This window comes from Plantactinospora sp. B5E13, assembly GCF_039871775.1.
In the GTDB taxonomy this organism is placed as follows: domain Bacteria; phylum Actinomycetota; class Actinomycetes; order Mycobacteriales; family Micromonosporaceae; genus Plantactinospora.
On record NZ_JBDPLT010000023.1, the window covers coordinates 52,825 to 76,565 of the forward strand.

General features: G+C 70.2%; 27 protein-coding genes. 15 read left to right on the plus strand and 12 right to left on the minus strand.

The window, feature by feature from the left end; translation table 11 throughout:
• Positions 1-98: 98 nt before the first annotated feature.
• On the minus strand, positions 99-1,199 hold the full coding sequence (locus ABGB05_RS21140; protein WP_347655179.1) for a hypothetical protein: 1,101 nt from the start codon (positions 1,197-1,199) through the stop codon (positions 99-101).
• Positions 1,200-1,987: 788 nt separating this feature from the next.
• On the opposite strand from ABGB05_RS21140, the gene ABGB05_RS21145 reads away from it, so the two are divergent.
• The 4 genes from ABGB05_RS21145 (at position 1,988) to ABGB05_RS21160 (ending at position 4,611) form a co-directional block, all read left to right on the plus strand.
• Positions 1,988-2,668 (plus strand): hypothetical protein, encoded by a 681-nt coding sequence (locus tag ABGB05_RS21145; protein WP_347655180.1) that lies wholly within the window; start codon positions 1,988-1,990, stop codon positions 2,666-2,668.
• The gene (locus ABGB05_RS21150; RefSeq protein WP_347655181.1) at positions 2,668-3,018 is read left to right on the plus strand and encodes a type VII secretion target; all 351 of its coding nucleotides are present in this window, start codon (positions 2,668-2,670) and stop codon (positions 3,016-3,018) included. Before ABGB05_RS21145 ends, ABGB05_RS21150 begins: the two co-directional genes overlap by 1 nt.
• A gap of 114 nt (positions 3,019-3,132) precedes the next feature.
• A complete protein-coding gene (locus ABGB05_RS21155; protein ID WP_347655182.1) occupies positions 3,133-3,897 on the plus strand; it encodes a hypothetical protein in 765 nt (254 codons plus the stop codon).
• A 549-nt stretch (positions 3,898-4,446) separates the two neighbouring features.
• Positions 4,447-4,611, plus strand: a complete 165-nt coding sequence (locus ABGB05_RS21160) for a hypothetical protein (protein WP_347655183.1) — start codon at positions 4,447-4,449, stop codon at positions 4,609-4,611.
• Positions 4,612-4,654: 43 nt separating this feature from the next.
• Here the strand turns inward: ABGB05_RS21160 and ABGB05_RS21165 are convergent, their stop codons facing one another.
• Complete coding sequence (locus ABGB05_RS21165) at positions 4,655-5,050, minus strand: MerR family transcriptional regulator (protein WP_347655184.1); 396 nt, start codon at positions 5,048-5,050, stop codon at positions 4,655-4,657.
• A 97-nt stretch (positions 5,051-5,147) separates the two neighbouring features.
• Here ABGB05_RS21165 and ABGB05_RS21170 point away from each other — a divergent pair, with 97 nt between their 5' ends.
• From ABGB05_RS21170 to ABGB05_RS21180, 3 genes are all read left to right on the plus strand, one after another.
• Positions 5,148-5,855 carry an SDR family oxidoreductase gene (locus ABGB05_RS21170; protein WP_347655185.1) on the plus strand — a complete coding sequence of 236 codons (708 nt, stop codon included), beginning with the start codon at positions 5,148-5,150 and terminating at the stop codon, positions 5,853-5,855.
• Positions 5,856-5,980: 125 nt separating this feature from the next.
• Positions 5,981-6,652: a helix-turn-helix domain-containing protein gene (locus ABGB05_RS21175; RefSeq protein WP_347655186.1), complete on the plus strand. Its 672-nt coding sequence runs from the start codon at positions 5,981-5,983 to the stop codon at positions 6,650-6,652.
• Positions 6,649-8,019 (plus strand): MFS transporter, encoded by a 1,371-nt coding sequence (locus ABGB05_RS21180; protein ID WP_347655187.1) that lies wholly within the window; start codon positions 6,649-6,651, stop codon positions 8,017-8,019. Before ABGB05_RS21175 ends, ABGB05_RS21180 begins: the two co-directional genes overlap by 4 nt.
• A gap of 105 nt (positions 8,020-8,124) precedes the next feature.
• On the opposite strand, the gene ABGB05_RS21185 is transcribed toward ABGB05_RS21180, so the two are convergent.
• Complete coding sequence (locus ABGB05_RS21185) at positions 8,125-8,352, minus strand: winged helix-turn-helix domain-containing protein (protein ID WP_347655188.1); 228 nt, start codon at positions 8,350-8,352, stop codon at positions 8,125-8,127.
• Positions 8,353-8,787: 435 nt separating this feature from the next.
• On the opposite strand from ABGB05_RS21185, the gene ABGB05_RS21190 reads away from it, so the two are divergent.
• The 3 genes from ABGB05_RS21190 to ABGB05_RS21200 are packed head-to-tail and all read left to right on the plus strand — an operon-like array spanning position 8,788 to position 11,425.
• Entirely contained in the window at positions 8,788-9,078 is a 291-nt protein-coding gene (locus ABGB05_RS21190) for a DivIVA domain-containing protein (protein ID WP_347655247.1), read from the plus strand.
• Complete coding sequence (locus ABGB05_RS21195) at positions 9,075-9,335, plus strand: hypothetical protein (RefSeq protein ID WP_347655189.1); 261 nt, start codon at positions 9,075-9,077, stop codon at positions 9,333-9,335. The genes ABGB05_RS21190 and ABGB05_RS21195 overlap by 4 nt, the downstream gene beginning before the upstream one ends.
• Complete coding sequence (locus ABGB05_RS21200) at positions 9,332-11,425, plus strand: hypothetical protein (RefSeq protein WP_347655190.1); 2,094 nt, start codon at positions 9,332-9,334, stop codon at positions 11,423-11,425. The genes ABGB05_RS21195 and ABGB05_RS21200 overlap by 4 nt, the downstream gene beginning before the upstream one ends.
• Before the next feature lie 13 nt (positions 11,426-11,438).
• Here ABGB05_RS21200 and ABGB05_RS21205 read toward each other — a convergent pair whose 3' ends face one another.
• Positions 11,439-12,623 carry a low temperature requirement protein A gene (locus tag ABGB05_RS21205; protein ID WP_347655191.1) on the minus strand — a complete coding sequence of 395 codons (1,185 nt, stop codon included), beginning with the start codon at positions 12,621-12,623 and terminating at the stop codon, positions 11,439-11,441.
• 151 nt (positions 12,624-12,774) lie between these two features.
• Here ABGB05_RS21205 and ABGB05_RS21210 point away from each other — a divergent pair, with 151 nt between their 5' ends.
• Positions 12,775-13,137 (plus strand): low temperature requirement protein A, encoded by a 363-nt coding sequence (locus tag ABGB05_RS21210; protein ID WP_347655192.1) that lies wholly within the window; start codon positions 12,775-12,777, stop codon positions 13,135-13,137.
• Here ABGB05_RS21210 and ABGB05_RS21215 read toward each other — a convergent pair.
• The 7 genes from ABGB05_RS21215 to ABGB05_RS21245 all read right to left on the minus strand — a co-directional run bounded on the left by ABGB05_RS21215 (position 13,049) and on the right by ABGB05_RS21245 (position 19,463).
• Positions 13,049-14,068 carry a low temperature requirement protein A gene (locus ABGB05_RS21215; RefSeq protein ID WP_347655193.1) on the minus strand — a complete coding sequence of 340 codons (1,020 nt, stop codon included), beginning with the start codon at positions 14,066-14,068 and terminating at the stop codon, positions 13,049-13,051. The two genes, ABGB05_RS21210 and ABGB05_RS21215, sit on opposite strands and share 89 nt — an antisense overlap.
• Positions 14,069-14,247: 179 nt before the next feature.
• Positions 14,248-14,622, minus strand: coding sequence for a hypothetical protein (locus ABGB05_RS21220; protein ID WP_347655194.1), 375 nt, complete (start codon positions 14,620-14,622; stop codon positions 14,248-14,250).
• 4 nt (positions 14,623-14,626) lie between these two features.
• Positions 14,627-15,145 (minus strand): SigE family RNA polymerase sigma factor, encoded by a 519-nt coding sequence (locus ABGB05_RS21225; RefSeq protein ID WP_347655195.1) that lies wholly within the window; start codon positions 15,143-15,145, stop codon positions 14,627-14,629.
• Between the two features lie 750 nt (positions 15,146-15,895).
• Positions 15,896-17,239 carry a metallophosphoesterase gene (locus ABGB05_RS21230; RefSeq protein WP_347655196.1) on the minus strand — a complete coding sequence of 448 codons (1,344 nt, stop codon included), beginning with the start codon at positions 17,237-17,239 and terminating at the stop codon, positions 15,896-15,898.
• A 9-nt stretch (positions 17,240-17,248) separates the two neighbouring features.
• Positions 17,249-17,521, minus strand: a complete 273-nt coding sequence (locus ABGB05_RS21235; RefSeq protein WP_347655197.1) for a MoaD/ThiS family protein — start codon at positions 17,519-17,521, stop codon at positions 17,249-17,251.
• Positions 17,518-18,549: a GTP 3',8-cyclase MoaA gene (gene moaA / locus ABGB05_RS21240; RefSeq protein ID WP_347655248.1), complete on the minus strand. Its 1,032-nt coding sequence runs from the start codon at positions 18,547-18,549 to the stop codon at positions 17,518-17,520. Before moaA ends, ABGB05_RS21235 begins: the two co-directional genes overlap by 4 nt.
• Positions 18,550-18,572: 23 nt before the next feature.
• Positions 18,573-19,463 carry a fructosamine kinase family protein gene (locus ABGB05_RS21245; RefSeq protein ID WP_347655198.1) on the minus strand — a complete coding sequence of 297 codons (891 nt, stop codon included), beginning with the start codon at positions 19,461-19,463 and terminating at the stop codon, positions 18,573-18,575.
• 194 nt (positions 19,464-19,657) lie between these two features.
• Here ABGB05_RS21245 and ABGB05_RS21250 point away from each other — a divergent pair, with 194 nt between their 5' ends.
• The 3 genes from ABGB05_RS21250 to ABGB05_RS21260 all read left to right on the plus strand — a co-directional run bounded on the left by ABGB05_RS21250 (position 19,658) and on the right by ABGB05_RS21260 (position 21,982).
• Positions 19,658-20,800 carry a DUF4192 domain-containing protein gene (locus ABGB05_RS21250; protein ID WP_347655199.1) on the plus strand — a complete coding sequence of 381 codons (1,143 nt, stop codon included), beginning with the start codon at positions 19,658-19,660 and terminating at the stop codon, positions 20,798-20,800.
• Between the two features lie 91 nt (positions 20,801-20,891).
• Positions 20,892-21,665: an NTP transferase domain-containing protein gene (locus ABGB05_RS21255; protein WP_347655200.1), complete on the plus strand. Its 774-nt coding sequence runs from the start codon at positions 20,892-20,894 to the stop codon at positions 21,663-21,665.
• On the plus strand, positions 21,662-21,982 hold the full coding sequence (locus ABGB05_RS21260) for a DUF6457 domain-containing protein (RefSeq protein ID WP_347655201.1): 321 nt from the start codon (positions 21,662-21,664) through the stop codon (positions 21,980-21,982). Before ABGB05_RS21255 ends, ABGB05_RS21260 begins: the two co-directional genes overlap by 4 nt.
• A gap of 71 nt (positions 21,983-22,053) precedes the next feature.
• Here the strand turns inward: ABGB05_RS21260 and ABGB05_RS21265 are convergent, their stop codons facing one another.
• A complete protein-coding gene (locus ABGB05_RS21265; protein WP_347655202.1) occupies positions 22,054-22,647 on the minus strand; it encodes a PadR family transcriptional regulator in 594 nt (197 codons plus the stop codon).
• 242 nt (positions 22,648-22,889) lie between these two features.
• Here ABGB05_RS21265 and ABGB05_RS21270 point away from each other — a divergent pair, with 242 nt between their 5' ends.
• Positions 22,890-23,741: a PHB depolymerase family esterase gene (locus ABGB05_RS21270; RefSeq protein ID WP_347655203.1), complete on the plus strand. Its 852-nt coding sequence runs from the start codon at positions 22,890-22,892 to the stop codon at positions 23,739-23,741.

Consider the following 23,741-nt stretch of genomic DNA (forward strand, 5'->3'; position numbering starts at 1 on the left):
TGACGACGAGCACCGCCACCTGGAGTGACGTGTCGGCAACGCCCTGTTCGATGGGCTCGGGCCCCGGGGCGTCCTCGGTGGGTGGCCGGCCGGTACGGTCAGCAGCTACGACTGACCGTACCGGTCGGGTAGTGGATCTGCTTCCCGTTGACGGTGGCCTGGACGTACCAGCTGGTGGACGAGCGGGTCAGTTCGCTGTCGCCGACCGCCGGGTAGACCTCGCCGGAGAACGAGGTGCCGCTGCCGATGCCCGATCCGACGTACGCGTAGTCGTCGCCCTGGGCAAATCCCCACACGATGCTGGCACTGCCGTTCTTCACCTGTCCAGTGATGCGTACCGCCCAGGTGCCGTCGCCGTAGCAGACTGCCGTCGCCGAAGCGGTGATGGACGGCGGCTGTGCGGGTGGGGCCTGCGTCCGGGGCGCCCTCGGTGGGTTCGTCGTCCGTCTCGGCGTCGGTTCCGGCTGGTTGTCGTCGGCGGACGGTCGTCGTGTGTCGTCCGCCGGCTCCCGGTCACCGGCCGGCTCCCGGTTGTCGTCGTGCCCGCCGCCGTCGCGCGGTCGGCCCGACCCGCCTGGCTTCGTCGGCGGTGAGGTCGGCGCGGGTTCGACGCTCGGCAGACTGCTCGGCATCGGTTGGCCGACCGGTGCGGGCGGCGGCGGTACGGTGGCCTGCTGCCGCGCCGGGTTATCGTCCCGGCCGAGTACGACAACCGTCCCGACCAGCATCAGCCCGAGTACGGCGGCGGCGACGGCGGCGATCCGACCGATTGGTCTCGCCGGGCCCTCCTTTGGTCCCATCGCGTCGTCGTCCGGCCCGGTTCCGGCGCTCTGCCGGCCCGTCGGACCGTTCCCGGGCGGTGTTCCGCCACTGCCCGGCTTCGCGGCGGCGCTGGCCGGTTCTGCGGCGACGGCACCCGGTTTCGGGCCGACCTTGCCCGGTCCCGTGGCGGTGTCGCCCGGTTTCGCGCCGAGGCTGCCCGGCTTCGCGGCGGTGTCGCCCGGTCCCGTCGGGGCCTGATCCGGCGTCGTGCCCTGCTTCTTCGAGGGGTCCGCTGCGTCACTTCCGGGGGCGCCCGCCGTTTCGGTGCGTTCCTCCTGCTCCGCGATGTCGGTCAGGGGCAGGCGGGCTCCGCACTCGGGCCGCAGGCAGTACGTCGCCCCGGGCTCGGCGACCTCTCCACACTTCGGACAGCTCATTCGGCCCGCCTCGGTCGATGGATCAGCATGACTGGGCGATGTTATTAGAGGAATGGGTCTCGGCGGGCCCGGCCGCCCTCCCGCTCCCCCGGCCGGACCGGGCCTCGATGACGGTCGAGCCTTCCGAGACCGGATCCGTGTTCCCAGGTCGACGGCCCGGCGGACGGGTACGGACACGGGATCGGCCATCGCGCTCCGCCCCGATGGCCGAGTGTCGGCCACCCGGGCGGTCCGTCAATTTAGTGGATCGCGTAGACGTGGATGATCGTCTGCCCCACCGCGTTGCCGGCCGAGTCGGTCGCGCTGGCCCTCAGCGAGACGAATCCGGATCCGGCGGAATGCCGGAGGTGTGCGGTACGGTGCAGACCGCTTCCGCTCAGCCGTACCGGACGCCAGGTGGCGCCGTCGTCGTACGAGACCTGGACGGTGAGTGCGGTCAGGTTTCCGTACGCCGGTGTCGGTCTTCGGGTCGAACGCGCCCTCGTACGTCAGTTTGCCCTGCCCCAACTACTCTCCACCCGATTCAAGATCGCAGATCTTGGACGAAAACCGTCGTGCCAACGACGGTTTCGACGCAAAGCTTGAGATCTTGGAGCGGTGCCCCGCCGGTTCCGGATGGATAGGTGTCGGGTAGTGGTCATATCGGCTGGGACGGGGCAGTCAATATTGAACTACTCCACTATGCTTCGGAACCTGTTCGGACAGTAGCGGGGCGGGGCCGCGAAGCCGCGACCAGTCTCGTCTACCTCGCTGAGCCGAGAGACAGCCTTCATGAGGAGCAGAGACCAGTGCGGCTGCACGGCCACCAGAATGACCCTGACGCCCGTACCCAGGATTCGGAGATATTCGTCCAGAACCTGGAGGAAACTGTCGCCGCCACCCAGCCGGGTACGCCTGTCCCGAATCTGAGCCGGATCGACGGCGTCGACGCCAGCGGGACAATCCACTGCACGGTCGACCTGGCCGGGGCGCTGCTCGATCTGCAGATCGACCCGGGCTGGTGGTCAGCCTTGGGGCCGGAACGAGTCGCCGCCGGCGTTCTCGAGGCACTCGAGCACGCCAGGACCAAAGTGGTCGTGGCGGTGATGGCGCTCAACCGTCACGGGCACCAGGCGCAGCCGGCGCCCGGACCGGACTTCGCCGCACAGGTCGCGGGCCCGCCGATCGACGTGCCGCACCTCGACTCGCCGGACTTCGAGCGCACGATCGAGGCGAAGATCGCGCGGGGTTTCGCCGTCCTGGAAGCCGCCCGGCGTCTCCGGCAGAGGCTTGACGACCCGCAGCGGCGGATCGTGTCGGGGCCGCGCGGACTGTTCCGGGTCGTCGTGGTCGGGACGGCCGTACAGGGCGCGGAGGTGGACCAGGACCGGCTGGGTCCGTACGGCGGAAACCAACTCGCTGATGATGCCCGCCCCGCGCTGCAGGAGGCGTACGACTATTCCCGCTTGACGCATCTTCGGGGGATCTGATGGGCGACTACACGACCGGGGAGATCCGGATCGCGGCGGATGCGATCCGTGAAGAGGCGAACAAGTTCTACAAGCTCTCCGAACGGATGGGAAAGGTCCGCGAGACAACCGCCGCCTTGCCGCTCCCGCAGTCGTCGTTTCTGATTGCCGACCCGGCTACCGGCGAGGTCACCGCCGCTGACCTGAAGGACACCTACGACCGGATGCACGGCAAACTGACGATGCTCTTCCAGCAGGCTACGGAACAGTTCGAGCTGTTCGGTGACGCCCTACGGAGAGCGGCCGACTCGTACGAGCGGACCGACGCCGAGTCAGCGGTCAACCTCAAAGAGATCTGGACGGGAGAGTAGGCGTCGATAATGAGCGAAGAAGGTGTGCTCCGCCGGCTCACTCCCTCGACCGGCCAAGGGGGTAGCGCGGCCGCGGAATATATGCCACGCTCCCTCGAGATGTTGCGTATGGGAGTGGAACTCCTCGTGCAACTCCTCGAGGAGATTCGCGCCGCGTGGAACCGTCTGGTCAGTGAGGTCAACGCGTTTCTGATCAGAGCGAGGAACGAGGTTCAGCGAAGCATCTTGGCTCGGGTAGTGGAGTGGTGGACCGACGAGGTCGCCAGGACCCTGGACGAGATACGGCAGACGCTGGAGCAGGTCAGGGTCGGCGTCGACAAGATCCTGTCGATGTTGCAGGAAGCTGTCGAGAAGTCCGGAGCTGTAGGGCTGCTGTTCGAGCGAGCGATCGTCTACGTCACGTGGCTCAACAGCGAACTTTCTGACATTCCTGAGGAGATGGACGGCGGGATCAACCTTGCCTACTGGGGTGGGCCCGCCCGAATCGCCTACGACAAGAAGTTGCAGGACCAGGTCAACGCCGTGACGAACACCCACAACAAGGTGAAAGACACGGGCAAGTGGCTGGCTTCGGTCGGCAAGGAGAACATCGCCTACCTCGCCGAACTCGGGGATCGGGTGGCGGCGATATCGGGTCCGTTCGTGGCTGCGATCGCGAATTCGGCGCAGGCCGGCGCAGGGAATGCGCCCCAGGCTCTGTTCGCCCTGCACTCTCTCTCGGAGGTCATCGGACAGACAGTGGCAGAGGCTCTTGAGTACGGTATCAACCTCACCAGACGTCTGTCTGAGGTGTTGGATCAGAGCATCGAGCTGGCTGGCAGTTCGGAAGACAACCGTGGCTTGGATGGAGGCGAGTGGCCACAGGTTGCGACGGTCTAGGCATCGCTTACTTCGGCTCAGAGGAAGGGTACTGGGAGAATGAGAACACAACGGCTCGGTCCGAATGCAGTGGTTGGCATGCTGGCATTGTCGATGTTGACGGCATGCTCGATGGACACCCCAGAACCGGTCCGTTCTGATTTGCCCGGGGACTCGACCTTCGGGCCGGTACCCACCTACTCGTGGGGACCATCCGGCCACTGGAGAGGTTTGAGTGCAAAGTGTCCGACGATCAGCCGTGAGTTCCCCGGGCTTCCGGGGCTAGTCGGTGAGGGGACTGCGGACGACGACTATTTCGATATCCGAGGCGGTCTCTCGGCGGCCTGTTCCTGGGAACGAAACAATGACGAAAAACCCTCCCTCCAGGCGCTGGTCTCAATTTTTCGGAATGGGGACGCGGGCCCCCCCGAGGAGACCGCCTACAAATCCTTCGATCGGGCTAGAGAGCGAGCGCAGGAGGGGACGCGCCGAGCTCCTGACTACAACCTGCCGCTGGAGGAGCTGCCGGGCCTGGGGGAGGAGGCATACCTCACGCTCAACCTCGCGGGCATGGGAATCGGGGTCAAGGTCCTTTCCGAGAATGCTGTGGTCACCACGACCCTGTTGCTGAAGGACGACGTGACGTACGACTTGGAGCGCCGGCGGGAGGTGTTGCGGGCGCAGCAGTCCAACATCATCGCGGCGACCCGGGACGTGCTCGACGACCTACGGTGATCAGGTGGGACTCTGCTCCTGCTGGTGAGAGCGGTCGACCGGGTCAGCTCCGGGCGGTCCGCCGCTGGGCGTCGACGCGCGCTGACGAACACGAACTGGCGGAATCGCTGGCGGCGGCGATGACGGCGTCGAGGCGGTCGCGGGCGGCGATCAGGCCGTCGATCTGCAGGTTGATGCGGTCGCGTTCGGCGACCAGCCGGGCCATCGACTCGGGGGTGCTGACCCCGGCGTCGACACAGGGCAGCAGCTCCAGGATGGCTTTGCTGGCCAGGCCGGCGGCATACAGTTGCTGGATCAGGTTGACGCGTTCGACCGCGCTGTCGGGATAGTGGCGCTGGCCGCTCTCGCTGCGCAGGGCGGGAAGCAGCTGCTGCTCCTCGTAGTAGCGCAGGGCCCGGACGCTCACCCCGGTCTTTTCGGCCAGCTCTCCGATCCGCATGTTCCTGCTCTCCTCCCGGTGACCTCGCTCACGGGACTTGCCTCTGACGTCAACGTCAGGTTTTAGCGTAGCGGCAGGTCCTACCAGGGAGGCAAACATGAAGGTTTCCGGTTCTGTCGCGCTCGTCACCGGCGCCAACCGTGGCATCGGCCGGCAGTTCGCCCGACTGCTGCTCGAACGGGGTGCGAGCAAGGTCTACGCGACCGCGCGCAACCCCGAGGCGATCGACGTTCCCGGCGTGCAGGCGCTGCGGCTCGACATCACCGACCCGGCGTCGATCGCCGCGGCGGCGTCGGTCGCGACCGACGTCGACCTGCTGGTGAACAACGCCGGCATCTCAACCCACACCAATCTTGTCACCGGTGACCTGGACACGATCCGGCTGGAGATGGAGACCCACTTCTACGGCACCCTCGGCATGATCCGGGCGTTCGCGCCGGTGCTGGCGGGCAACGGCGGCGGCGCGATCGTCAACATGCTCTCCGCGGTCTCCTGGTTCTCCCACGACGGTGACAACGCGTACGGCGCGGCCAAGGCCGCCGAGTGGAGCCTCACCAACGGCGTGCGCCTGGAACTGGCCAAGCAGAAGACGCTGGTGACCGGCGTGCACCTGGGGTTGGCCGACACCGACATGGTGGCCGACTTCGACGGTCCCAAGACGGACCCGGCCGACGTGGTCCGTGCGGTACTCGACGGTGTCGAGGCCGGCAAGCTGGAGGTGCTGGTCGACGACTGGAGTGCCCACGTCAAGGCGTCCCTGGCCCGCGACCCGTTCGAGTTCTACGGCCCGTCGCTGTCGAACTGAGGTGCCGGGATTCGTGGTGTCAGGTCGTCGTGCCCACGACGATCCGGCACCACGATCCGGGCGGCGCGCCGAAAAAGCACAAAAACTTTTGCGCAAATTTATTTGTGGACTGGTAGCCTGCGGGCATGGCGGACGAGCGGACCTCCGAGCCGGCTGAGAGCACGCCGGCGATCACCGACCTGAACGTGCTGCGGGCCATCACCAACCCGATCCGGTTCCGGCTCTACGAGGTGCTGGCCACCCGGGGGCCGGCCACCGCCGCCCGCCTCGCGGAGTACGTCTCCGCGGCGCCCGGGTCGTTGAGCTACCACCTGCGGCAGTTGGCCGCCGCCGGTTACGTCGAGGAGGCACCCGACCTCGGTGGCGACGCCCGGGAACGCTGGTGGCGTGCGGTGCCGGGCGGCATCCGGTTCTCCCCGGCCGACTTCCTGGACACCCCGGCCGCGCGTGCGGCGGTGGACGCGGCACAGCAGCTTGCCGTCGGCCGTCGCCTCGACCGGCTACGACGGTGGCAGGAGACGGCGGTCGACCGGTGGGGCGCCGAATGGCTCGGCGCCTCGGTCTCCAGCGACATGATGCTGTACCTGACCCCGGACGAGCTGCGACAGTTCGGCGCCGAGGTGGGCGAACTCATCGACCGGTGGGCGGAGCGCTCCCGCGACCATCGGGCGGCACAGTCGGCGCAGGGCACAGCGAGTGCACAGAGCGCAGAGACCGGGTCGGACTCCGACCGCGAGGAGATCTTCCTCTTCGTACACGGGTTCCCGGTCGATCCGTCCGAGGAGCCGCGGCCATGACCAGCGTCCGCCCGGAGCCGGATCTCGCCGCCGCCACGGCGGAGCCCGCCCAGGCGGCGGACGTCACCGCATGCGACGCTGCCCCACCCGACTCCGCCGTCCCACCCGACGCCGCCGGACCAGCGGCGGGTCCGCCGTCCCGCCGGATGTTCCTGCGCTACCTCGGCGGGTTCGGGTTCTCCCTGCTCGGCGACCAACTGTGGTTCATGGCCCTCGCCTGGGCCGCCGTCCGGCTGGACGATCCGACCCAGACATCCCTGGTGATGACGATCGGTGCGGTGCCGAGGGCGGCCCTCCTGCTCGTCGGCGGCACCCTGGCCGACCGCTGGGGTGCACTACGGGTGGCCCAGGCCAGCCAGCTGCTCCGGCTGCTGGTCATGGCAGCCGCCGCCGGCACCGCGCTGGCCGTCGGCCCCGACCTTGTTGTCCTCGCGATCGTGGCACTGGTCTTCGGTGCGATCGACGCCGTACACCTGCCGGCGGTCGCGGCGCTGCCACCGCAACTGCTCGCGCGGGACCAGTTGCCCGCCGGCCAGGGGCTGGTGCAGACCCTCGAACGGGCCGCCACGATCGTCGGCGCGCCACTCGGTGGTTTTCTCGTCGCCTTCGGCGGCTTCAGCCTGACCACCGCGATCAACGTGGGACTGTTCGGCCTCGCCTTCCTCGTACTCCGGACGCTCCGGCTGACCATGGCATCGAGCGTGCCGACAAAGGACGACCCCGGCGCGGCTCGGCCGGAGGGCACTTGGCGCTCGCTGTGGGCGGGTCTGCGGTACGTGGCCCGCGACCCCGTGCTCGGACCGATCCTGTTGGTGGTCAGCCTGCTCAACCTGATGCTCACCGCGCCGCTGAACGTCGGTGTCGCACTGCTCGCCCAGACACGCGGTTGGGACGCCAGCGGCTTCAGCGGGATCATCGCCGGATTCGGCGCCGGCGCCACCCTCGGCGCCCTGTCGATGCTGCGGTGGCGCCCCCGGCGTCGCCCCGCCGTCATCGGGCTGCTCTGGGTCGCGCTCGGCAGCGGCTGCCTGGCGGCGATCACCCTCAGCCCGAACCTGCCGACCGCGATCGGAGCCGCCGCCGCGCTGGGCTTCAGCGCCGGGCCGGCCAGTGCGTTGCTGCTCGGACTGGTGCAGGCCCGCACCCAGACCAACTATCTCGGCCGGGTCATGTCGCTGGTCACCTTCTCCGCGCTCGGCCTCGTACCGGTCGGCTACAGCGCGTTCGGGCTGCTGGTCGAGGCGACGAGTCTGACGGCCACCTTCCTCGGCTGCGGCGCCGTCGGCCTGCTCACCGCGCTCGCCGCCCTCACCCTGCCGACCCTGCGGGACGCCGACTTCGCGGAACCCGCGCCGGGTACGCCGTGAGGTGAGCGTCGATCGCCCCTCACATTCCCGAGATCTTGGACGCCTGGCGTTGCTGCAGCGACGCTAAACGTCCAAGATCGCGGGTTGGCTGGGTACCTTGAGTCGCTATCTGGCTTCAGTTTCGGCTACGAAGACGCCGCGTCCTGGTCGGCCTACCAACAGACCGCGTTGGCGTAGCTTCGCGGTGGCGCGTTGGATGGTCGCGGGCGAAACGTTGTAGTGGTCAGCGAGAGCTTGGCCAGAGGGCAGCTGAGTTCCGGGTGGGAACTCTCCCCGTTCGATCCTCGCGACGAGATCGTTGAGCAGCTCTTCCATGGTCGGCGGGATAGGCACAGTTCGCCCCTTGCGGCTCGGTTGGCCCATCCAGTATCGATCATGAATCTGACATAGGCAACGCACGTGTCATAACTGAGCAAGGTGATGAGGTGAGGAGGTGATGGAAAAGATGTGCTGATGTCCTTGACTGATTTGAGCGAGCATCAGTACTGTCATCGATGGTGGTTGTCGGGGTGGTTGCGGTCGGTTGGCACCTTTCGCAGGTCACGACACCCGCCGAATGACCGGGCTGACGTGCTGGTGGGCGCCCCTCCGTTCACCAGCACTGCGTCTCGCCCGGAGCAGAGTCCCCGCGTGGCAACCCCGGTGCCGTACCGCCGATCGAGGCTGCGGTGTCGGGGTGGGGTGGTCCGGCCGGACCCGAGACGGCCGGACCACCCCTTCCAACCAAGCCGTGAAAGGAGTCCTGACATGCGCAAACTCCTTCGAAAGATGCTCAGACGGAACAGCCCGCAGCGGCTGTTCTCGACCGTCGGCGAGTACCGGTCGGCGACGTACGCCCCGTTGCGGCCCTGGCAGGTGCGGGGCCGGCGGTTCGCGGTGACCTGGCGTGGCCTGGACCCGGACGAGGTCGGCGCCTTCCTCGACCGGGTGGCGCACGACCTGACCGGGGTCTACGCCGAACTGGCCCGCAGCCGCGAGGAGAACCAGCGGATCAAGGACGCGTTGCGCCGCTGGCAGTCCAGCCAGGCACCGAGCATGCGGGACCTGGCCCGGCGATGAGCGGGGAAGAGAACAACCGGTACGTCATCCACCTGCCGGTTGTCGCCGCCGACCTGGCCCGCGCCCGGGTTCTGGCGCGTACCGCCGCGCGGGCGCTCTCCTTCCTCGCGGTCGACGCCCGGGAGACGACCGTTTCCGAGGAGGACAACCAGGGCGTACACCATCGGGTTTTCTGTGATCGGTTGCTGGCCGACGGCCGGCGCTGCGCGTTGCGGGCCGAGCACGCCACCGGGTGTGCGCCGAGGGTGCCACGATGAGCGGCCCGCCGGTCGTCACCTGCGCCGGCTGCCAGGGCCTGACCTTCGGTCTCGTCCGCTGCCGGTGCACCTGGCACGGCGACCGGTTCCTGGTCGACTCCTCCGTCGACGAGGAGTCTGCGCCGGGGCGGCGGGCTACGGCGTACCGGGACTGTCTGCTCTGCCAGGGCACCGGCACGGTCACCCGGGGGTGCCACGAGTGCGGGCAGCGCGGCGAGCGGCGGGCCCAGATTGTCCTCACCGTGGTCAACGCCGACACCGGGGCGGTCGCCTCGGCCAGCCTCACCCCAGGATCCCTTGAACCCACCCCGGCGTACGGCCGCTGGCGGCTCGCGTTCAACCCGGTGCTGGACGAACTCGCCGCCGCCGTGGCAGCCACCGGGCTGGTCGAGCTGACCGGCGGCGGCCGGCCGGTCGGCGAGCAGGATCTGCTGCTGCCCCGACAGTGGCATCCCGCGCTCCCCGCCGCCCAGCGGGACGCCCTGGTCGCGGCGGCCCTCGCCGACCATGGCCACAATCCGTGGCGGGTCTTCCAGGGCCGCACCGTCGCGCCGCCGCCGGTCGACCCCACCGCCCGGCTCACCACGCTGTGCCGGCTCGCCGACCAGCTCCATGTTGACCTCGTGGTCGAACTGCGGCGTACGGAGTGGGGTGGAACGGACTGGGACCTGCGCTACGAGCTGCCGGGCGCGCCCGTGTCGACCACACCCCGGGTACGGGGCGACGACCTGCCCGCCGCCGTTGTCGCCACCACGGTCGCCAACGCCTTCGACGGATTCGAGCCGCGCAACCTCGCCGCGCCGGGGTACTTCCTCCGGCCCGGTATCGAGCAGGTTGAGCGGGCCGAGTCGATCGACCTCGACCTCGACCTCGATCTCGACCAGCTCGAACGTCGGATGCTCCGGGACGCCGATGACCAGTCTGGCGCCCAGGCGATCTGGCGCAACCGCCGGTGGTGGCACACCTCGCTGCGCCGCGACCGGCTCGCCGAGGAACTCACCGAGGAGCCGACCGGCCAGGTGACCCGGCGAGTTACCGCCGTACTGGTCCGGGGCTGGGAGCCACCCGTCCCCGACTGGCGGGGCGAGCCGATCCCGTACCACGACTGTCCCGACTGTGATCCGGGCAGTCTGCTCCGTACCTGCTGGTGTCGACTCGGCGGCCGACCGGCAGACCCGGACTGCGCGGACTGCGGCGGCGCCGGCGTCCGCGCCCAGCGGCTGCCCTGCCACAGTTGCGGCGACAGCCACCGGATCCAGCACGGTGCGGTGGTCAGCGTGACCGATCTCGTCGGCCGGGTCGTGCACGAGAACTGGACGCCGCGACCGGTGGCGGCGAACCTCGTCGCCACCCAGCCCGGCGGCAAACCGGTCGTCCAGCTTTCGGAGGCGTACCGGATCGCCAGCCTCGCCGAGCGGATCGGCCGGGCGCCGACCGACCTCACCCAGCTCGACCTCGGACAACCGCTCTGTCAGGACCTGCGGGACGGGGTCGTGACCCTCGACGATCCCACCGACGACCCGGTTGCCGTACAGCTTGCCCGGGCCACCCGGGGACGGCCCGGCGGCCGGCTGCTGCTGGCGGCCCGGCCGGCGGCGGCGCCGCCCCTGACCGAGCTGATCCGGGTCGCGCTCGGCCTGCGGCTGGCGGTCGCGATCACCGTGCAGGACCATCGGCTCAACGACGGTGACCCGCTGCGGATCCACGGCGAGAGTTGGGCGGTCGAGGTGCTCTCCGTCGACCCGGTCGCCCCGTTCACCGACCTGCCGACGCAGCCGAGCCTGGCGGCGGCGGTGGCGAGCTGCGTGACGTACCTCGAAGTGGCGCTCGCGGCGGCGGTGCCCGCCGACCCGCGTCGACCGATCCCGGTGCCGCAGACGCCGGTGCCGGCGCCGGCCGCCGACCCGGGCCCGCTGGTCGCGCGACTCGGCCACCACTTCTCCGGCCGGCCGGTCACCGTACGCCTCGACGGTGCCGGCTGCACCGTCCACCTGCACGAGTACGGCGTCACCCAGCTGCTGGCCAGCGCACCCACCGTGCCCGCCGCCCTCAGCGCGCTCGGCCTGCGGGTCGCCGATTGGCGGTGTTGAGCGGTACGGCTGGTCACAGTCGACGGGGCAGGTCCTGGTCGCCGGGTTTGATGCCGGCGCTCCGCAGATCCCAGCCGACGATCGCGGCCAGGACCACGGCGATCAGGCCGATGATGGTCACGGTCGGCAGCCCCACCAGTGCCGGAGCCACGGCGACGAGGACAACGGCGGCGATCAGCCGGGGGGCGGCGACCGTGAGGAACAGGTGACGGGCGAGCAGCGCGTGCCCGGCGAGGAAGAGGGCGGGGCCGGCGACCAGGACCGCGACCATGGCGGCCCGGGCCGGCTCCGCCGGATTGGTGATCACCTCCTGGTCGGCCGTGGTGAGGGCGACGATCCCGGCCACCATGACCAGGTGGGCGAAGCCGGCCTCCCGGGTCCGGACGTCCGGGTCCGGTGCTCCGGAGAAGCTCGGCCCGAGTTTCTCCCGGATCCGGTGGAAGTAGATCCAGTAGAGCATCACGCTGATGATGAAACACAGCGCGAACGCGACGCCCCGGTGCGGGCTGAAGTCGTTGTCGTGGAAGGTGAGTCCGGTGACGGCGATGGTCTGGCCGAGCGCGATGATGATGAACTGCCGGTAGCGTTCGGCGAAGTGTTCGCTGGCGAGGTTGAGCTCCCGGGTCGGGGTACGACCAAGGCCGGGCGTCGGCCAGCCGAGCAGTGCGGCCAGGTAGTCGATCGTGATGGCGAGGCTCCAGAGCGCGATCCGGGCGTTGTCCTCGACCAGCGCGCCGGCGAACCAGGGCACCGCCGAAACGGTGAACCAGAACGCGGCCCGGAGCGGCCGGAGACCAAGCTCGTCGTGCCGCAGTGCGTAGGCGAGGATGCCGCTGCGGCCCAGGTTGACCGCGACGTAGCTGATCGCGAAGAGCAGGCCGCGCGCGTCCCACGACTCCGGGATGGCGGCGGAGAGGGCAAGAGCGCCGAACATGGAGCCGATGACCAGCAACTGGAGTCGGAGGCTCCGGGAGTCGAGGCTGTCGGTCAACAGGTTCGTGTACGCCCAGATCCACCAGGTGGCCATGAGGATGAGCAGGATCTCGAGGCCGCCGATCCAGTGGAGCCGTTCGGACAGCGCCTCCGAGAGCCGGAACAGGGCGAACACGAAGGCGAGGTCGAAGAAGAGTTCGACGTACGTGATGGGTTTCGGGCGCTGTAGTTGCCGGACGAGTTCGGCTCGCCTGCCTCTGGTCATCCGCTCGCCCCGCCTGCTTCCCGCCGCCTTCCCTGCGTCGGTTACCTCGTCCAGGGTATCGGCAAATAGGTAATCTGCTGCTATAACGGGCATTGTCGAGTGCGGTGGCAAACGAAGCCGGAAGGGGGGCTAGAAGAGGTATAAAAAGGACATGAAGCGGCGGCGTGACGGCCAGTCGGTGCCAGCGATCCGCCGTCCACCCGGCGAGGCCGAACCTCCGTCGTTCCTGGAACTCTTTTTTGATCTCGCCTTCATCGTCGTCTTCGCCCAGCTGTCACAGGAACTGGCCGGGAATCTGTCCTGGCGCGGCGCGTTCGAGATGGTCCTGCTGCTGCTCACCGCGTGGTGGGTCTGGGTACTGACCGTCTGGCTGACCGACCTGTTCAACCCACGCCTGTCAAAGATCCAGCTGGTCACCATCCTGATCATGTTCGGCGTCCTGCTGATGGCACTCGTGATGGCGACCGCGTTCGAGACGCGCCGGCCAGGAAGAGTGCCGGCCCGCCGAGCATGACCGCGCCCCAGTTCGGGTGCGGACGGTCCAACGGGTCGTTGATGACAAGTGCGGTCCCGGCCGCCGTGAGGATGAGGCCGGCGATCATGACGAGATGTCCCACCACCGCGAACTGGCAGAACCTGGACGGATCGGGGGAGGCGACGATCGCGTCGGGTAGCGCCTCACCGGCCCGGAAAATGTAGATCCGCCACATCAGCACCGACGTCGCGAACGCCACGCCGAAGGCGGCGAGCCGGTGGGCCGTGTGGTTTTCGGGGCCGACCGTCAGCGCGGCTATGAAGATCGACATACCGAGCGCGATCACCATGAGTTCCCGGTAACGTTCGGCGACACGCTCACCGACGAGTTTCCACTCCCAGTCGGAGGAGCGGCCGAGTCTCGGGGTGGGCCAGCCGAGCACGGCCGCCCCGTACTCGATCGAGATCGCCAGCGCCCACAGCGCGGTGCGCGGCGTACCGGGAACGAACGCGCCGGCGAGCCAGGCTGTCCCGGAGATGCTGACCCAGAAGAGGATCCGACGGTTGCGGATCCGTAGCACGTGCTGGCGACCGGCGACGGCGAGGTACGTGCTCGACCCGAAGTGGATGGCGAGATACGCGACCACGAAGAGCAGCCCTCGCCGGTCGAACGACTGCGGCACCGCCGTCGACATCACCAGACTGCCGGTCATCACCCAGAAAACCTGCACCTGGCCACGCGGATGGTTCAGGTTGAAGGTGTCCGCCGCCCACGAGGTGAGGGCCCACACCAGCGAGAACGCCAGGAACAGGATCAGCGTCTGTACGGCGGCCAACCCGGTCGGTGTCGCGGACAGGTTCGCCGCGAGCACGATGAGCGCAAGGACGAACACCAGGTCGAAGAAGAGTTCGAGAAAGGCCGGGCGATGTTCTCCCGTTGCCTCCCGTACCACGCCGACGTCATCAGCCATCGGGACTCAATATGCCAGAATTATCCTCAATGCTCGTGGTAACGCCGCTGTTGGTCAGGGGGTGCGGAGTTCGACCAGGGTCACCTGCGGTGGGGCGCCGACCCGGACCGGCGGACCCCAGAAACCGGCGCCGTTGGTGACGTACGGCTGGGTGCCAGAAGGTCGGCGATGACAGGCGGCTACCGAGGCGTACGCGAGAGGGGCACGGGGTTGGCCGGGACATGCGTTTGGAGTACGGGAGCGGGCGGGACAAGTGACGGCGCGTTGGTCGGCTCCGAGATCGTCGGGGATGGCGACGGTGCCGGTGTCAACGGCGGTGGTGGTTGCTGCCGCATGCTGAGCGCGAGCATCAGACCGCCGGCGACGACCGCCATGACCGTCGCCGCGACTCCCGCCAGGACGACACGGCGAACGGTGGAGCCGCCGGCCCGGGCCACAAGGGTCTCGACCGGCGGTGCCACGAACGACAGGTTCGCCGTCTCCCGGTAAGCCGTCAGCAGCCGCGCCACCCGGCGATCGGCTTCGGGATCGAGATCGGGGGTAAGGCTGGTCATGACGTCACCGCCTGTGGTCGTCTGACATGAGGTGGGCAGCGAGTCGACTACGGCCGCGATGCAGCCATGACAGCACTGTGCCTCTCGAAACGCCGAGGTCGTCGGCGACCTCGGCCACACTCAGGTCGGCGAGGTAGTGCAGCACGACCGCTCGGCGGTGCCGGTCCGACAACGTACGTAACGCGGCAACGAGGGCCACATGATCAGGGCTAAGTTCCGGTACGACCTGCGGGTCGGCGTGCCGGCGAAGCATCCGGGCAGCGACGGTCAGCCGGCGTAGGCGGCTGGTCGCCAGGTTCCACGCGACCCGACGTACCCAGGCCGCTGGATCGTTGTACCTGCCGATCCCCGACCACCGCTGCCAGGCCCGGACGAACGCCTCCTGCACCACGTCCTCCGCCTCCGCGCGATCGCCGAGGTAGGCATGCAGTTGACTGGCGAGGCGACTGTACGACGCCTGGTAGAAGCTCTCGAACTCGCCGCGTCCGTCGTCCGGGTGACTGTCCGACCGTACCGCCCGCACCGGTGGTCGATGCCTCCCGTCCACGATCATCCGTACCGCCAATCCCGCGTCCGTCCTGTCGCGACATACCAGTAGTCACGCTTGTGCGGGTCGGGTGATTGCACCGGGAGACGTAGCTCGCTCCACCGCAATCCGATGGGCGCGGGAGGCGTGTGAGTGTGGAATGCGGCGCGCTTCGGCCCGTCGCGCAGCAGAGTCTGGACGAAAGGTAACTGTATGCGTATCCGCCTGGGTGTTGTCGGTGCCGTCGTGGTCGGCCTGGCTGGCTTGGGGCTGCTTGCCGGGCCAGCGCTAGCCGACTCCACCCCTTCGCCCAACTCGACGCCGCCTGCTCCGGTGTTGGCCGACCCGCAGCCGGCCGACTCGACGCCGGCTGCTCCGGTGCAGTCTGGTTCGACGCCGCCTGCTCCGGTGTTGGCCGACCCGCAGCCGGCCGACTCGACGCCGGCTGCTCCGGTGCAGTCTGGTTCGACGCCGCCTGCTCCGGTGCTGGCCGACCCGCAGCCGTAGTCGCATGAGGCACTTCTGACCTGGCCGTACGCGGTGTCGCGGCCCGGTTGGAGGGCGATGTAAGACGGGTGTGGTTCTGTTGATGATCACGGGGTTGCTGAGACACCATGACACCGACAAGGACCACACCCGGCCCTCATCATCGATCGATGGTCGACATGATCCATCAGCCCGGGCCGCGTCCGGGCCGACACCACATCCGCCGAGCCCGCCGCGAACGGAACGGTTTGTCGCCCGAGTTCAGGGTGTGCGGAGTTCGACCAGGGTCACCTGCGGTGGGGCGCCGACCCGGACCGGCGGACCCCAGAAACCGGCGCCGTTGGTGACGTAGAGCTGGGTGCCGTCGATCGTGGCGTGCCCGGAGACGACCGGCTGCTGCAGGCCGACCACAAGACTGAACGGCACGATCTGACCGCCGTGGGTGTGCCCGGACAGCTGCAGGTCGACGCCGTGCTTCGCCGCCTCGTACACGTTGACCGGCTGGTGGGCCAGCAACACCACCGGCCGGTTCGGATCCCGTCCACCGAGCGCGGCACCGAAGTCCGGGCCCTGGGCGAAACCGAGCCCGGCACCGGCCGGATCGTTCACCCCGGCGAGGTCGAGAGCCCCGCCCCGAGCCAGGATCTCCTGCCGCTCGTTCTGCAGCACCCGCAACCCGAGCCGATCGACCTCGACCACCCACTCCTCCACCCCGGAGTAGTACTCGTGGTTGCCGGTGACGAAAAAGCTGCCGTACCGGGATCGGATGCCGCGCAGCGGGGCGGCGGCGTCGCCGAGTTCGGCGACCGTACCGTCGACCAGGTCACCGACCACCGCCACCAGGTCGGCGTCGAGCCGGTTGATGGTGGCGACGATCCGCTCGGTGTGCGCCCGGCCGGCCAGCGGCCCGATGTGGATGTCGGAGACGGTGGCGATCCGCAGCCCGTCCATGCTCCGGGGAAGCTTGGCGAGCGGGATCTGCACCCGGTCGACCTGTGGCGGGCCGAGCGCGGTACGGACGCCGTAGCCGACGATCGCCGGGGCGGTCAGCCCGGCGAAGATCGCGGCACCCCGGGCCAGCAGTCGACGTCGGTCCGGATCGTGTCCCGGCTCGACCGGCGGCGCGTCCCCGGACGCTGGCGGTGCCCCGGCGGGCTGCGGCGGTGCCCCGGCCGCGGCGGCGGTGGCCGGCTCGGCGGTCACGGCCGGCGTCGGGTCGTCCGGTGCGGCCGAGGTCTGCTCCGTCGCCCCACCGGCGGCCGGTACGGCCACCAGCGGCGCCGCGACCGGTGCGGCACGGCGGGCACGCCGGAACAGCACCAGCCGGGTCGCCAGCATCGGCACTTCCAGCACGACCAGGATGACCAGCAGGTAGAACATCACCGCGAGCCACAGGTAACCCGGCCAGGCGAGCCAGTAGAGCCCCTGTCGGGTGCTGATCAGCGTGGCCGGAGCGAGCAGGGCCAGGACCAGCGCGGCGATCGTCCCGAGCCGGCGCCAGCGCCCCGGTCGGGTGGTGTCCCGGATCAGCCGCTTCCAGAGGTAGAGGTGGATCAGGCCGGTGACCAGCACCAACGTCCCGACAAAGCCCAGGACCCCGAACACCCGGCCTCCTCAGCCGCCGGCGAACGGCGGCAACACGTCGATCGTCGCGCCCGGCGGCAGCAGCGCCTCGCGATCATGGCAGGCGACGCCGTCGACCAGGAAACTGGCCAACCCCAGCACCTTGCCGAGCTGCGCACCGTGCCGGTCGGTCAACTCGGCGACAAGATCGTCGAGGGTACGTCCGCCGGGCAGGGTCTCCTCGGCGGTCCCGGCCGCGGCCCGGGCGGCCGCGAAATAGCGTACGACCACGGTCGTCCCCGTCGCTGTGCCGTCCACTGTCAACCCCCGATCGCCGACATCGGGCGTACCGGCTGCAGGAAGCTCGGATCGTCGATGCCGTGCCCGGCCCGCTTACCCCACATCGCCACCCGCCACCGGCGGGCCAGTTCCTCGTCGTCCGCCCCGCCGCGCAACGCGGCCCGCAGGTCCGACTCCTCGGTCGCGAAGAGGCAGTTGCGGACCTGACCGTCGGCGGTGAGCCGGGTCCGGTCGCAGTCGCCGCAGAACGGCCTGGTCACGCTCGCGATCACCCCGACCTTCGCCGGGCGGCCGTCGGCGGCGGTCCAGCCGTCGACCAGCCAGGTCTCGGCCGGCGCCCCGCCCCGCTCGGCCGGATCCGGCAACAGGGTGAACTCGGCCCGCAGCGCGGCCAGGATCTCCTCCGCGGTGACCATCGTCGACCGGTCCCAGCCGTGCTGGGCGTCCAGCGGCATCTGCTCGATGAACCGCAGCTCGTAGCCGTGCGCCAGGGCGAAGCGCAGCAGTCCCGGCGCGTCACCGTCGTTGACACCCCGCATCAGCACCGAGTTGATTTTGACCGGGGTGAGCCCGGCGGCGACCGCCCCGGCCAGCCCGTCGACCACGTCCGACAGCCGGGACCGCCGGGTCAGCGCGGTGAACCGGTCCGGATCGAGGGTGTCCAGCGAGACGTTGACCCGGTCGAGCCCGGCCGCGCGCAGCGGCGCGGCGAGCCGGTCGAGCCCGATCCCGTTGGTGGTCACCGAGATGACCGGCCGGGGCTCCAGCGCGGCGACCGCGGCGACGATCTGTTGCAGGCCGGGCCGGATCAGCGGCTCGCCACCGGTGAACCGGACCTCGGTCACGCCGAGCAGGCGTACCGCGACGCCGACCAGGCGGATGATCTCGTCGTCGGTCAGCACCTCCGACTTCGGCAGCCAGGGCAGCCCCTCCGCCGGCATGCAGTAGGTGCAGCGCAGGTTGCACCGGTCGGTCAGCGAGACGCGCAGATCGGTGGCCACCCGGCCGTACCGGTCGACGAGTCCCCCGACCTCCGGCCGGGAACCCGGAATGGTCATCGTTCGACGGTAGCGCGTCACACCGACAGCGCGGCGCGAGCCGTCGTACCTACCGCATCCCGATACGTCCCCCCGAAGAGCGCGGTGTGCACCAGCAGCAGGTGCAGCTGGTGCACCGGGATCCGCTCCCGCCAGCCGTCGGCGAGCGGCCACACCTCCTGGTACGCGTCGAGGATCAGCTCCAGGTGCGGGGCACCACCGAAGAGCGCGAGCTGGGCCAGGTCGGTCTCCCGGTGCCCGCCGTGCGCGGCCGGGTCGACCAGCCAGACCCGCCCGTCGGCACCCCAGAGCAGGTTGCCGGGCCACAGGTCACCGTGGATCCGGGCGGGCGGCTCGGCTGCGCCGTACCCGTCGATCCGGGAGACCAGCCGCTCGACCAGGGTGACCTCCGTCGCGGAGAGCGCGTTGTTGTCCACCGACCGCCGCAGGTACGGGACGAGCCGGTGCTCCGCGAACCAGGGTGCCCAGGCGCCGCCGGTCGGCGTGTTGTCCTGTGGCAGCGCGCCGATGAAACCCGGCCACCCGGCGCCGAACGTGGGCGCGCCGGCCCGGTGCAGGGCGGCGAGTCCGGCGCCGAACCGGCGGGCCGCCGCCGGGGTCGGCTCACCCGGCTCCACCCATTCCAACGCCAACAGGCCGGGCAGGGCCACGATCACCTCGGGCACCGGGACCGCCTCCGTCTCCCGCAGCCACCGCAGCCCGGCCGCCTCGGTGCTGAAGAAGTTCTCCGGCACACCCTGAGCCGCCCCCTCCGGCCAGCTCTTCGCGAAGATCGAGTTGCCGTCGTCCAGGGTCAACCGGCTCGCGGTGCAGATGTCCCCGCCGGCCACCGGCGTTTCCCGGATCCGCTGGTGGGTGAGGAAGAGCGGGAGCTGCCCGGGGTGCGCCCGCAGATACGCCAGGTCCATCAGGGCAAGGTAGCCGTCCCTGAGGGAAGGGCTCCTTCCGGTCGCTTCGAAATTCTCGTAGGCGTCAACGGCAATCCGATTCGCCCCTGAGCAGGGGGACTACGGAACGTAGCTGTGGATAGTCGGGCGTGTCGTCCACAGGCGCGCAGGGGGCGCACTTCTGATCATCGATGTGCTTCGCCAGGCTGCCCGGCATGACTCCGACCGATCAGGCCACCCTCTCCGTCCGCTCCACCGCCGACCTGCTCGCTGCCGTACCGTTCCTGCTCGGCTTCCACCCCGCCGACAGCGTCGTGGTGATCGCGTTACGGGCGAACCGCATCGTCTTCGTGGCCCGGGGAGACCTGCCCGACTTCCTCACCGCGCCGCCACCTTCCGCCGGTGGAGCCGGCGAGGCCGCTGCCCGTGGCCCGGGTGAAACCGCTGCCCGTGGCCCGGGTGAAACCGCTGCCCGTGGCCCGGGTGAAACCGCTGGTGGCCCGGGCGAAGCCGCCGCGCAGCTCGCGGCCGTCGTCGCCCGCCAGGGTGTCGAGACGGTCACGATCGTCGGGTACGGCCCACCCGCCCGGGTCACCCCGGTCATCGACGCCGTGACCGGGGCACTCGGCCGCTTCGGCCTGCCGGTCCTGGACGCGCTGCGGGTCACCGGCGACCGCTACTGGTCGTACGTCTGCGCCGATCCGGGGTGCTGCCCGCCGGAGGGGACCCGGTTCGACGCCTCGGCCAGCCAGTTCGCCGCCGCGGCCACCTTCGCCGGTCAGGTGGCGCTCCCCGACCGGGAGACGCTGGTCCGACAGGTGTCGCCGGTCGACGGTCCGGCCCGGGAGGCGATGCGCCAGGCCACCCGGCGGGCGGAGAGCCGGCTGCAGAAGCTGCTGGACCGGGCCGCACCGGCCGATCCGCGGGGACGTCGGGCGTTGCGCCGGGCCGGGCGCTCCGCCGTACGGATCGCGATGCTCCGGCACCGCACCGGGGGGCGGCTCACCGACGACGAGCTGGCCTGGCTCAGCCTGCTGCTGGTGCACCTGCCGACCCGGGACGAGGCGTGGCAGCGTACCGGCGGGGAGGACTGGCAGCTGGCGCTCTGGACGGATGTGCTCCGCCGGTCCGAGCCGGATCTGGTTGCCGCCCCGGCCACCCTGTTGTGCTTCGCGGCCTGGCGGGCCGGGCAGGGGGCCTTGGCCAGCGTGGCGGTCGAACGGGCGCTGGAGGCACAGCCCGACTACTCGCTCGCGCTGCTGCTCGCCGAGACACTGCGGGCCGGCATCCCACCGTCCACACTCGACGGCTGGGACGCGCCCGACCGGTCACGACAGGAGGTCCTCCGTGCCCGGTAGTGGGGCGGTCGGCGGTGGGCGTACGTGCTCCGACACGACCGCTTCCGGCACCGTCGACCGTACGGCGGCAACCCCGGTTACCGTTGCCAGGGTGACAGGGGCTACGGGAGCGTCGCGCTTGGCGGCGGTGGTGCTGACCGGTGGCGCCGGCCGCCGGATGGGTGGCGTCGACAAACCGGCGCTGCCGGTGGGCGGCCGCTCGATGCGGGAACGGGTGCTGGCCGCCGTCGCCGACGCGGAGCCCCGGATCGTCGTCGGCACGACCGACGGCCTGCCGCCCAGGGTGCACGGGATCCGCGAACGTCCGGCGGGCGGCGGACCCGTCGCGGCCACCGCGGCCGGTCTGGCCCTGCTGGTCAGCAGGAGCACGAGCGGCAACAGGGGCCCAGCCGTCGTGGAGTGGGCCGCCGCCGCCGAGGACACCGTCGACGGGGGCAGCACCCTCGGCGAGAACACCGTCGGGGAGGGCAGCCTCGGCGAGGGCGCCGTCGACGGGGGCACCGTTGTCGGGAGTATGCCGGCGACCGTGGCGCTGCTCGCCGCCGACCTGCCGCTGCTGACGGCGTCGGCGGTGCACGACCTGCGTACCGCGCTGGAAGGGGCGCCCACCGCCGACGGTGTGGTTTATGTCGACGACACCGGACGTCCGCAGTGGCTGTGCGGAGTTTGGCGGACCGCGTCGCTGCGGCGTGCCCTGGGCCGGCTCGCGACCCGCCACGACGGCGTGCTCACCGGTACGTCGGTGCGGGCGCTGATGGCCGAGCTGACCGTGGCCGAACTGGCCTGGCGGGGTTCGGGGCCGCCACCCTGGTTCGACTGCGACACTGACGAGGACCTACGCCGGGCGGAGGAGTGGATTCGATGAGCAGGATGGACGACTGGGTGGCGGCGGCCTGCGCCGAACTCGACCTGGCCCCGACCGAGGTCGACGTGCGGATGGTGCTGGACCTGGCCCGCGACGTCGCCCACCACGTGCTCCGGCCCGGTGCGCCGGTCACCGCGTACCTGCTCGGGATCGCGGTCGGTCGGGGAGCCGATCCGGCGACGGCGGCGGCCGCCCTGGCCCGGCTCGCCACCGGTTGGCCGAGCGCCGACTCTGACGCGACCGCCCCGGCCGGCACGGGCGCGGCGGGCGAGCCCGGCGCGCCCGCCAGCGACTCCGGAGCGATCGCGCCGGCCTGACCTCCTCGACCAGCCGGGTGTCGGCGGGCCGGTCGGGGTGTTCCGGAGGCGGCCGACGGACTGGTCGAGGACTAGTCGGGTGTCGGCGGGTCGGTCGGGGTGTTCCGGAGGTTGCCGAGTTCGGTCATCTTCTCGGCCAACCAGCGGTACCAGGCGATCCGGGCCGGGAAGCTGGCCAGTGCCAGCTCCAGGGTGGCGTACGCGCCGAACTGTGGATGCCGGACGTCGTCACCGTGCCGGGAGAGCAGTTCGGCGTGCTGTGCCCGGAAGTCGTCGAGCCGTCGCTGGTACGTCTCGGCCTCGGCGAGATAGAACCGCCGCATCCGTACCGGGTCGGCCGCCGCGAGGGCGTACGTCTTCAGCACCGCCTCGTCCCGGGGAGCGCGCGGGGCGGGCGGCTCGACCAGCCAGGCGGCCAGTGCCTCGCGCCCGGCGTCGGTGAGCCGGTGCGTCTTACGCTGCCTCGGCCCCGGACCCGCCTCGGCCTCGTGCTCGATCAGCCCGGCCGCCGACAGTCGGGCCAGCTCGGGATAGATCTGGCTCTGCTGCGCCGTCCAGTAGTAGCCGATGGGTTTACGCATCCGCCGCACGATGTCGTACCCGGTCAGCGGGCCGCGATGCAGGGTGCAGAGCAGGGCGTAACCCAGCGTGCTGACAGTGGCCAAACTGTTACCTCCCGGTACCTCCCGGCTGCAGCATAGCTATGTCAACTTTGACATAGCTGTCGTGGAGACGACCCAGCGGAACAACCGACGATCGGCGGCGGGTCGGACGTCCACCAGGCGCCAGTCGGGACGCCGGGCATCCGGATACCCGCGGCAGGACACGATGACGCAGTGAATCGAACGGGGGACACATGTCGTGGAGGCTCGGACGCGGAATCCTGACGGCCGTCACAGTCACGGCCATGCTCGGTGGCACCACCGGCTGCGGCACGGACGAGGCGACGGGCCCGGGCGGCTCCCCAGGATCGTCCCGACCGGCCCGACCCGAGGTGTCGCCGGCACCCGGTGACCACACCATGGGGCTCGACCAGGCGGGCGCCGAACGCACCTGGGAGCTGCACGCCCCACCCGGATACCGACCGGGCATGCCGACTCCGCTGGTCGTCGCCCTGCACGGCACCGACCAGAGCGTCGAGGGCCTCCGCGAGAGCAGTGGACTCGACGCGATCGCCGACCGCGAGGGTTTCCTGGTCGCCTACCCGAAGGCGAAGGGCCGCCAGTTCAGCCGCCTGCCCGACCAGGGCGACGACATCACCTTCGTCCGGGCGCTGGTCGGCGAGCTGGTGGAGAAGTGGTCGGTGGACCCCAACCGCGTGTACGCGACCGGCTTCTCCTCCGGCGCCGGCATGACGTACAACCTCGGCGTCGAGGCCGCCGAACTGTTCGCCGCCATCGCCCCGGTCAGCGGCCCGTTCGCCGGTGGCCCCGCCGGGCACGACCCCGGCTACAAGCCGTCCCGGCCGGTGTCGCTGCTCACGTTCATCGGCCACGACGACCGTAACGCAGCCCGGATGTACAGCGGGCTGACCAACTGGCAGAAGAACCTCGGTTGCCAGGTCGGCGAGCCGGTCTGGGTCGACCGGGGGAAGACGGTGAACCGTACGGTCAGCAAGTGCCCGGACGGTAGTGAGGTGGTCGACTACACGGTGAACGAGATGGGCCATGCGTGGCCCTCGCCGACCGGGTACCAGGCGGCCGTCGACGGCACCCAGGTGATCTGGGAGTTCTTCGCCGCCCACGCCCGCCGCGCGTAG